This window comes from Microcella sp., assembly GCF_046293215.1.
In the GTDB taxonomy this organism is placed as follows: Bacteria; Actinomycetota; Actinomycetes; order Actinomycetales; family Microbacteriaceae; genus Microcella.
The window spans coordinates 150,376-159,610 of the sequence record NZ_JBKBPI010000003.1 but is presented as its reverse complement, the minus strand read 5'-3'; the positions used below and the strand labels follow the sequence as shown (position 1 = coordinate 159,610).

Sequence of the window (9,235 nt, the reverse complement as noted above, 5' to 3'; positions counted from 1 at the left end):
GGCTCGGCTCGGCTCGGCTCGGCTCGGCTCGGCTCGGCTCGGCTCGGCTCGGCTCGGCTCGGCTCGGCTCGGCTCGGACCAACCCCTACCCCCTCCAGCACCTTCCACAGACGCGGAACGGGTGAATGGGACTCGGCCTTTCCGCCGTTGTGGAAGTCGCCGCGCTGACCTCTCCGCGAACGCGGTTCGCCCATGCCGCCGTTGTGGGAAGGGCTCGGTTTGGGGGTCGCGAATTCGATTCGCCCTTTCCGCCGTTGTGGAAAGGGCTCGATTTTTGTTTTTGGGGGGCGCGAGTTCGGTTCGGTCGTTCCGCGGTTGTGGAATGGGGCGCGGGAGATGAATGGCGAATTCGGTTCGGGCGTTCCGCGTCTGTGGAAGGCGCTGGAGGGGGCATGGGTATGCCGCGGAGGGGGCGGTCACAAGTTGTGGGCGCGACCGGTGCGGTGGGCGCGACCGGTTCGCGCAACCGGTGCGGCGGGCGTATCCGGTTGTCGCGACGGGTGCGGTGGGCGCGACCGGTTCGCGCGACCGGTGCGGCGGGCGCGACCGGTTCGCGCGACGGGTGCGGCTTCGCGAGGGGGTGCGGCGTGCGGGGTCGCACCCGCTCGGCTCCTCCACGGCCCGCTACCGACGCCTTTTGTCCCACTCGAGTCCGGCTCGACGCGGTCACCCACGAATTTGGGCGCACGATAAGCGCATGACGGGGCTCCCCAAAGATTCGCACGGCTGGAATCCGCGGATGGCCGGCGGGTTCGATGGATTCGATGAGTTCATGAGATCGCGCGGAGGGATCGTGCGGCGCTCCGACTTCCTCCGGGCAGGGTGGACCGCCGACGAGCTCAGAATCGCCTACGGCTTCTACGGTCGGCCGGAACGACTGCGCCGCGGGTGGTACTGCGTTCCCGAACTGCCCGCCGACATCCGACACGGATGGCAAGCGGGCGGACCGCTCGCCTGTGTCAGCGCCATCCAATGGCACACCACGCGTCGACTCGACGGCCGTCTTCACCTTTCGATGCGCCGACAGACACATCGACGGGCCGACGAACGGCATCCCCGCGGCGAGCGCCAGCCCGTCATCCACTGGGACGACCTCCCGCCCGATAGCGACAATGCGTGGGCCGTGCCACTCGACCTCGCCCGCGAACAGGCGCGGCACTGCCTGTACCTCAGTCGCGGCTAATGCGCACCATCTCGTCGCGCGGCACGACCTTGATGCGCTCGCGACCGCGGGCCTCACCCAGCTCGCGCTCGTGCGCGTCCAGGCGGTGCCAACCCTCCAGGTCGGTGAAGAGCACGCCACGCGACTGCAGCAGGTCGAGCACCGCCTGCTCGTCCGGCTCGGCCGGCTGCCACCACGAGCCCTGGTCCTTGACCAGATGCTTGATCGTCTCCATCGCGTCCGACTTCGTGTGACCGATGAGCCCGACCGGTCCGCGCTTGATCCAGCCGGTGGCGTAGACGCCGGGCATGAGCGCGTTGTCGTCGGCCAGCACCTGGCCCTCGTGGTTCGGAATCACGCCGTGACGCTCGTCGTACGGAATACCGTCGAGCGGCGAACCGAAGTAGCCCACCGCGCGGTACACCGCCTGCACGGGAACCTCGCGGAACTCCCCCGTGCCGACCACGCCGCCCGCACCGTCCGGACGGGTGCGCTCATACCGGAACGCCGACACGCGACCGTCCGAGCCGAGCACCTCCACCGGCTTCGCGTAGAAGTGCAGGTGCAGTCGACGCGACGCCGAGCCGGTCTCGCGCGCCCGCCACTGCGAAAAGACCTTGTCGATCACGAACAGCTGCTTGTTCGACTGGATCGCGGCCTTGGAGGCATCGTCGTAGTCGAAGTCCTCGTCGTACACGATCATGTCGACGTCGTTCAGCTCGCCGAGCTCGCGCAGCTCGAGCGGCGTGAACTTCACCTGCATGGGGCCGCGGCGACCGAAGACGTGCACATCGGTCACGGGCGAGGCCTCAAGCCCCGCGTGCACGTTGTCGGGAATCTCGGTCGGCACCAGGTCCTGCGGATGCTTGGCGAGGATCCGCGCCACGTCCAACGCCACGTTCCCGTTACCGATGACGGCCACCGACTGGGCGTCAAGCGGCCACTCGCGCGGAACATCCGGGTGCCCGTCGTACCAGCTGACGAAGTCGGCGGCGCCGTACGAGCCATCCAGGTCGATCCCCGGAATGGTGAGATCAGCATCCTTGATGGCGCCCGTCGCGAAGATCACCGCGTTGTAGTGGCGCTTCAGGTCGTCGAGCGTGATGTCGGTGCCGTAGTTGACGTTGCCGAACACGCGAATGTCGCCCGAGTCGAGCACCTCGCGCAGCGCGTTGATGATGCCCTTGATGCGGGGGTGGTCGGGGGCGACGCCGTAGCGCACGAGGCCGTACGGCGCAGGCAGACGGTCGAACAGATCGATCGAGACGTCGAACGAGCGCTCGTGCTTCAGCAGGATGTCGGCGGCGTAGATGCCGGCGGGCCCGGCTCCGACGATGGCGAGGCGCAGCTTGCTCATGCTCGTGGGGGTTCCTTCAACTGATCGGTGGGCAAATCACGAAAACGGCGGGCGGGATGCTCGGGGCCGGTCACCGACGCACGCGCCGGTCCGGCTGCGGTCACGCTACCGGCTACGGTCGACGACGGCCTCGGCGAACTTCGTCAGGGCCTTCTTGACCGGGCCAGCGGGCAAGGTCTCGAGCGCCGCCACGGCGTCGGCGGCCCAACGGCGGGCCTCGTCGTAGGTGCGCTCGGTGACGGGGTGTGCACGCAACTCGGCGACGGCGGCGGCGAACTCGGCCTCGTCTCCGGTGGTCTCGTCGACACTGCGCTCGATGCGGGCGAGCAGGGCCTCGGCATCGCGGTCGTGCAGGGCCTCGCGGCGCAGGTACAGCAACGGCAGGGTGGCGACGCCCGAGCGCAGGTCGGTGCCCTGCGGCTTACCGGTGTCGGCGTCGGGCTCGGAGAGGTCGATGACGTCGTCAACGAGCTGGAAGGCGACACCGATCTTCTCGCCGAACGCGACCACCGGGTCGGCGTACTCATCGCACGCGTTCGAGAAGATGATGCCCATTTGCGCGGCAGCCGCGATCAGGGAGCCGGTCTTGTCAGCAAGCACCTGCAGGTAGTGCTCGACGGCGTCGTCGTCGGGCCGCGGGCCGAGGGTCTCGTGCAGCTGGCCGAGGCACAGCCGCTCGAAGGTGTCGGCCTGCAGCTTGATGGCGCGCTCGCCGAGGCTCGCGACGAGCTTGGACGCGCGGGCAAACAGCAGGTCTCCGGTGAGGATTGCGACCGAGTTGCCCCACACGCTCTGCGCGCTCGGCACCCCCCGACGCATCTCGGCCTCGTCCATGACGTCGTCGTGATACAGCGAGGCAAGGTGGGTGATCTCGATGGCCTGGGCGGCGGTGATGACGTCGTCAGTCGCGCCGTCGCCGAGCTGCGCGGTGAGCAGGGTCAGCACGGGGCGGATGCGCTTGCCGCCGGCCTCCAGCAGGTAGCGCGACGTGACGTCGGCCATGTCGTCGGCGAAGCTGACCTCGCGCAGGAGGGCCGCCTCAACCTTTTCAAGGCCCTGCTCGATCGCGTCGGCGAACCGGCGCTCCTCGCTGGAGGCGAACAGCTTTTCGCCGAGGCCCAGCGACGCCGAAAGGGTCTTGCTGCGGCGTGCGAGCGGAGTACTCGGGGTCACGGTGGGCCGATCGTCGAAAGTGGTCGTGGTCACTCGGCCGCAGCCGAGGAGGTGGAGGCGGAGCGCGCGCGACGACGCTTCGCAACGGATGCACGGATCGCCGCGTCGAGCGGCTTCCGGCCCCGATGCATGGCGACGACGCCGGCCGTGAGATTGCGGTAGGCGACGCGCGTGAAGCCCGCGGCACGCAGCCACTGGCACAGCGTCGCCTGGTCGGGCCACTCGGCGATCGACTCGAACAGGTACTCGTACGCGTCGGCGTTCGAGCTCGCCACCTTGGCGATGTGCGGCATGACGTGCTTCAGGTAGGCGTGGTAGCCGGCGCGGAGCACGCCGACCGGCGGCCGCGAGAACTCGGTGATGACAACCCGGCCGCCGGGCTTCAGCACTCGATACATCTCGGCGAGCGCCTTCTGCGGCTGCTGCACGTTACGCAGGCCGAAGCTGATCGTGACGGCGTCGAACTCGTCGTCACCGAACGGCAGCTGCTCGGCGTCGCCGACGACGAACTCCAGTTGGGGGTGACGTCGGCGGCCCTCGGCGACCATCCCCTCCGAGAAGTCGACGCCCACGACGGTAGCCCCGGTCTTCGCGAAGGCGGCCGAGCTGGTGCCGGTTCCGGCGGCGATGTCGAGGATGCGCTCGCCGGGCTGCGGGTCAACGGCGCGCACGGTGGCGATGCGCCACAGGGCCGAGTTACCCACCGAGAGCACGGCGTTCGTGCGGTCGTACCGCGGCGCCACATCGTCGAACATGGCGGCGACGGCGCTCGGCTGCTTGCTCAGATCGGCCTTCGTCACAGCCCGAGTCTAGTGAGTGCTCACCCGAGGTTCGCCGTGAGCGGCCTGGGGAGGCCCGGTAAGCCGAGTAGCCTCGGAGTGTGACGTCGAGCCCCCCTTCCGCGGTGCGCCTGCGGGCCGTGACGACGGTGGTCACCCTCGACGGGCCGCTGATCGGCTTCGCCGACTCCGCGCATCCGCTGGTTGCGCTGCGACGCGGCGACGGAATCGTCGGAGTCGGCGAGGTGTGGCGCGGCGAGTTTCGCGGTGCGAGCCGATTCGCGGATGCTGCGCGCACCTGGCGCGCAATCGCTGACGTTGCCGAGGTGGCTGATCCGGTGCACCGCGCAGGGTCCGGTCTTGTGGCGTTCGGCAGCTTCGCCTTCGCCGACGAGTCGGCAGCAACGAGTGTGCTCGTGGTGCCCGAGACGATCGTCGGACGGCGTGACGGGGTGGCGTGGGTGACACGCATCTCGGTGGCCGGCACGGGCGAGCAATCGGCCGACGCCGAGCGCGAGCCCGGCGCCGACCACGTTCCGGCCGACCACCTTCCGGCCGAGACGCCGATCGGCGAGCGCCCGCGGGCGACCCTCGCCGCGGCGACCCTCAGCCGCGACGACTTCGTGGCGACGGTCGGCCGCGCGGTCGAGCGCATTCGGGCGGGCGACGTCGAGAAGGTAGTGATCGCGCGGGACGCGACCGCGAGCATCCCGGCGAACGCCGACCGCCGCGCCATCGTGCGCGAGCTGGCCGACGCCTACCCCGACACGCTCGCCTTCGCCGTCGACGGGCTGATCGGCGCGAGCCCCGAGACGCTCGTGAGCGTGCACGCCCGGGAGGCGAGCGCGCGCGTGCTGGCGGGTTCGACGGCGCGCGGCGCCGACGCCGCCGAGGACGCGGCGGCCGCCACCCAGCTCGCGACGAGTCAGAAAGACCTCGATGAGCACGAGTTCGCCGTGCAGAGCGTGCTGAAGGCGCTGCGCCCGCACGTGACGGCGGTGACCGCGAGCGAGGCTCCCTTCACGCTGAAGCTGCCGAACCTGTGGCACCTCGCGACCGACGTCGAGCTGGAGCTCGCCGAAGACTCGAGCGGGCTCGACCTCGTCGCGGCCCTGCACCCGACGGCCGCCGTCGCGGGCTCCCCTACCGATGCGGCTCTCGCCCTGATCGCCGAACTCGAGCCGTTCGACCGCGGCCGCTACGCCGGCCCCGTCGGCTGGATCGACCAGGACGGCGACGGCGAGTGGGTCATCGCGCTGCGCTGCGCGCGCATCGATGACGACGGGATGCTCGTGGCGCACGCCGGCGCCGGCATCGTCATCGACTCCGACCCGGTCGCCGAACTCGCCGAGACGCGGATGAAGTTCCGGCCGATCGCCGACGCGCTGCGGTAGCGCGGGACTCAGGTGGCGGCGAGCCGCTTCTTCTCAGCCTCGACGTCGTACCCAGCGGCCGGCCACTGCGGGTCGATGCGTTCAAGCGCATCGGTGAGCAGCGCCTGCACGGCGAGGCGGGCGTACCACTTGCGGTTGCCGGGAACCACGTACCAGGGCGCCTCATCCGTCGACGTGCGCTGGATCGCGAGCTCGTAGGCGCGCTGGTAGTCGTCCCACAGCATCCGTTCGGCGATGTCGTTGGTCGTGTACTTCCAGTGCTTGTCGGGGCGCTCGAGGCGCTCGGTGAGCCGCGCCTTCTGCTCGTCGGGCGAGATGTGCAGCATGACCTTCACGACGCTGATGCCGGTGCGCGCGACGCGACGCTCGAACTCGACGATGTCGTCGTAACGCTGCTCGATCTCGGCGGCCGGGGCGAGCTCGCGCACCCGGCCGATGAGCACGTCTTCGTAGTGCGAGCGATCGAAGACGCCGATGCGCCCCACCGGAGGCAGTTGGCGCTCGATGCGCCAGAGGAAGTGGTGGCTGAGCTCCTTCTCTGTCGGCTTCTTGAAGGTGGCGAGGTGCACGCCCTGCGGGTCAACCGAGCCGACGACGTGCCGCACGATGCCGCCCTTGCCGGCGGAGTCCATGCCCTGGAGCACGAGAAGTACCCGGCGACGCTCGCCCGCGGTGCTCGCGGCGAACAGCCGCTCCTGCAGGTTGCTGAGGTGGTCGACGCCGGCCGCGAGCGCCGCTTGACCGGCCGCTTTGTCGCCGTCGAAGCCCGGGGTCGCGTTCGGGTCGCGGTCGGCAAGGCGGGTGGTGGCGTCGGCGCGCAGCAGCTCGATCATGCGTGCGACGCTACGCGGCCTCGCCGGCCGAGTCGAGTGTGTCGAGGGGCACCTCGACGACGAGCAGGGGCTCGGGGGCGGTCAGGGCGTCGTCGAGGTCGGCGCGGGTGGCGGCCTTGCGGTAGGCCCAACCACCGGCTCGTGCGAGGGCCCCGATGTCGACCGCGTGCGGGGTGCGCATGACGCGCTCGTAGTCCCCGGCGTGGGCTGTGGCCGCGACCTCGAGCTGGTCGAAGATCGTGCCGCCGCGGTCGTTGCCAACGAACAGGTGCACGCGTACGCCCTCGGGGAGGGGCGCGAGCAGGGCGCCCGCGTCGTGGATCAGCGCGAGGTCGCCCAGCAGCACACGGGTCGTGCCGGTCTGGGGCGCGGCGTCGCGAGCGGCGAGGGCGATGCCCGTCGCCGTCGCGATCGTGCCGTCGATGCCGGCAAGGCCGCGATTCGCGTGCACGCGAATGTTTTTGCCCGGCACCAGCCGGTCGGCCTCGCGAATCAGCCGCGACGCCGCGATGACGAGGCGGTCATGCGGCCAGGTGGATGCCCACACGGCTTTCACGAGCATCCGCCGGTCGACGGGTTGGCGCAGAATCGCGGCCTCCGCCTTGGCGAAGGCGAGGCGCACGCTCATGTCGGTGGAGGCGGACTGCTCGAGATCGGGCGCCGGATCGTCGGGCGCCGTCGACTCGAGCACGGCGCGACTCATCGACACCCACCCCCCGACCCAGCGGCGCACTGCCTGCGGGTCAGGCTTTCCGATCACCCGCACGTCGTCGACGACGCGGGCGCGGTGGCCGGGGTTGTAAGCGTCGGCTCCGGGCGCACGCACGACGACCACCTCGACGTCGTCGCGTTCGAGCAACTGCGGAACCTCGCGGCTCAGCGTCGGGTGTCCGAGCACGACGGCGCGTCCGACCGCCTCGCCGCGCGGGCCGCGCAGCACCTCGCGATAGGCGACGACGGCGTGCCGGCCGAAGCGGGCGCCGCTCGACACCTCGGCGATGAGCGGGGCGCCGAGCGCGACGGCGAGCTCCTCGGCGCGGGCGCCGGCGCCGTGGCCGGCGACGACGACGGTGGCGTCGTCCGGTTCGAGGTCGACCACCTCGGGCCCGAGGGTGCGCTGCCAGAGCGGGCGAGCATCCCCGTCAACGTCGACGTCGTCATCACCGGCCGATGTGGCGTTCGGGATGCTCGGCTCGCCTCCGCTCAGCGGCTCGCGGTACGCGAGGTTCAGGTGCACGGGGCCGTCGGCGGCCGCCCGCAGGGCCAGCTCGGCGAGGTCGCGCACCTCGTCGAGCTCGCCGGGGGCGCCGGTCGGGGCGGGAACATCCCAGTCGGCGGCGACCATGTCGCCGAAGATGCCGACCTGATCGGTCGTCTGGTTGGCGCCGATGCCGCGCAGCTCGGCCGGCCGGTCGGCCGTCAGCAGGATGAGGGGCACGCCCGAATGGTGCGCCTCCAGGACGGCGGGGTGCAGGTTCGCGACCGCCGTGCCCGAGGTGCAGATCACGGCGACCGGCCGTCCGGTCTCGACGGCGAGGCCGAGCGCGGTGAAGCCTGCCACGCGCTCGTCGATGCGCACGTGCAACGTGATGAGCCCGGCGCGATCCAGCGCCGCCGCGGCGAGCGCGAGCGCCTGCGAACGCGACCCGGGGCTCACGACCACGTGCTCGAGGCCGAGGGCGTGCATCCCGTGAAGGAGCGCCATGGCCGCCTCGGCGGCCGGGCTGGCGGGGGCGTTAACCGGCGGTTCCGGCGCGGGGGGTGTCGTCGTCATCGTCGTCCTCCGCCTCCAGGTCGGCCAGCTCTTGCTCGAGTCGGCGCAGACGCTCTTCCTGCTCGGCGCGGCGACGCAGTTCCTCCTGGCTGAGCGAGCTGAGGAAGTTCGGGTCGTCGTCGGGCGCGATCGGCGGGCTCATGCGGCGTGGGCCGCGCTTCGCCTTGCCGATCGTGAGCCACAGCACGCCGCCGATCACCGGAAGCAACACGGTGATCAGGGCCCAGGCCGGCTTCGCCACTCCGCGCACGCGCGACCGCTCCGTCATCAGCACATCGACGAGCGCGTAGATGGTGAACGCGACCGCGACCACACCGCCGATGATGATGAACCTGACCATGCTCTGAAGTGTACGCATGAGCGCTGGACGCGCCGTGAGTGCCTCCTCGGCGCCCGGTGGATGCTCGGATGCGCTTCCGTAGACTGGTCGCGTGCGCCCCTGGATCGTCTACAGCCTGCTCCGTTTCGGCATCTTCGCGGCCCTGTTCGCGCTGCTGGCGGTCTTCCTGCGCCTGCCCCTGCAGTCGATGGGCATCGCCGGGTTCGCGCACTACATGATCGCGGCCCTCGCGGCGGCCATCATCTCGCTCGCCATCTCGTACATCTTCTTCGCGAAGCTGCGCGCGGCGGTCGCCACCGACCTGGCCGAGCGCCGCGCACGCGCCGCCCGCGGGGAGGTCGACGACGACACGGCCGAGGAGGACGCGCTGCTCGACGGCGACGCGTCGGGCGACGCATCGGCTGAGTCGCCGCGGGCGTAGCC

At 70.8% G+C, this 9,235-nt stretch carries 9 protein-coding genes; 3 read left to right on the top strand and 6 right to left on the bottom strand.

What is annotated here, in order from left to right; genetic code table 11:
* Nucleotides 1–697 precede the first annotated feature (697 nt).
* Nucleotides 698–1,183, top strand: coding sequence for a hypothetical protein (locus ACK4SC_RS04255; protein ID WP_409615110.1), 486 nt, complete (start codon nt 698–700; stop codon nt 1,181–1,183).
* Here ACK4SC_RS04255 and ACK4SC_RS04250 read toward each other — a convergent pair.
* From ACK4SC_RS04250 to ubiE, 3 genes are all read right to left on the bottom strand, one after another.
* Nucleotides 1,170–2,519 (bottom strand): FAD-dependent oxidoreductase, encoded by a 1,350-nt coding sequence (locus tag ACK4SC_RS04250; RefSeq protein ID WP_409615108.1) that lies wholly within the window; start codon nt 2,517–2,519, stop codon nt 1,170–1,172. The two genes, ACK4SC_RS04255 and ACK4SC_RS04250, sit on opposite strands and share 14 nt — an antisense overlap.
* Nucleotides 2,520–2,624: 105 nt before the next feature.
* Nucleotides 2,625–3,692: a polyprenyl synthetase family protein gene (locus ACK4SC_RS04245; RefSeq protein ID WP_409615371.1), complete on the bottom strand. Its 1,068-nt coding sequence runs from the start codon at nt 3,690–3,692 to the stop codon at nt 2,625–2,627.
* Between the two features lie 29 nt (nt 3,693–3,721).
* On the bottom strand, nt 3,722–4,492 hold the full coding sequence (gene ubiE, locus ACK4SC_RS04240) for a bifunctional demethylmenaquinone methyltransferase/2-methoxy-6-polyprenyl-1,4-benzoquinol methylase UbiE (protein WP_409615106.1): 771 nt from the start codon (nt 4,490–4,492) through the stop codon (nt 3,722–3,724).
* Nucleotides 4,493–4,572: 80 nt separating this feature from the next.
* Between ubiE and ACK4SC_RS04235 the strand changes: the two genes are divergently transcribed.
* A complete protein-coding gene (locus tag ACK4SC_RS04235; RefSeq protein ID WP_409615104.1) occupies nt 4,573–5,865 on the top strand; it encodes an isochorismate synthase MenF in 1,293 nt (430 codons plus the stop codon).
* 8 nt (nt 5,866–5,873) lie between these two features.
* On the opposite strand, the gene ACK4SC_RS04230 is transcribed toward ACK4SC_RS04235, so the two are convergent.
* From ACK4SC_RS04230 to ACK4SC_RS04220, 3 genes are read right to left on the bottom strand one after another with little or no spacing between them, the layout of a single operon-like run.
* The gene (locus ACK4SC_RS04230; protein ID WP_409615101.1) at nt 5,874–6,698 is read right to left on the bottom strand and encodes a PPK2 family polyphosphate kinase; all 825 of its coding nucleotides are present in this window, start codon (nt 6,696–6,698) and stop codon (nt 5,874–5,876) included.
* 10 nt (nt 6,699–6,708) lie between these two features.
* A complete protein-coding gene (gene menD / locus ACK4SC_RS04225; RefSeq protein ID WP_409615099.1) occupies nt 6,709–8,472 on the bottom strand; it encodes a 2-succinyl-5-enolpyruvyl-6-hydroxy-3-cyclohexene-1-carboxylic-acid synthase in 1,764 nt (587 codons plus the stop codon).
* Complete coding sequence (locus ACK4SC_RS04220; protein WP_409615098.1) at nt 8,435–8,812, bottom strand: PLD nuclease N-terminal domain-containing protein; 378 nt, start codon at nt 8,810–8,812, stop codon at nt 8,435–8,437. The genes menD and ACK4SC_RS04220 overlap by 38 nt, the downstream gene beginning before the upstream one ends.
* A 91-nt stretch (nt 8,813–8,903) precedes the next feature.
* Between ACK4SC_RS04220 and ACK4SC_RS04215 the strand changes: the two genes are divergently transcribed.
* The gene (locus ACK4SC_RS04215; RefSeq protein ID WP_409615097.1) at nt 8,904–9,233 is read left to right on the top strand and encodes a DUF4229 domain-containing protein; all 330 of its coding nucleotides are present in this window, start codon (nt 8,904–8,906) and stop codon (nt 9,231–9,233) included.
* Nucleotides 9,234–9,235 lie beyond the last annotated feature (2 nt).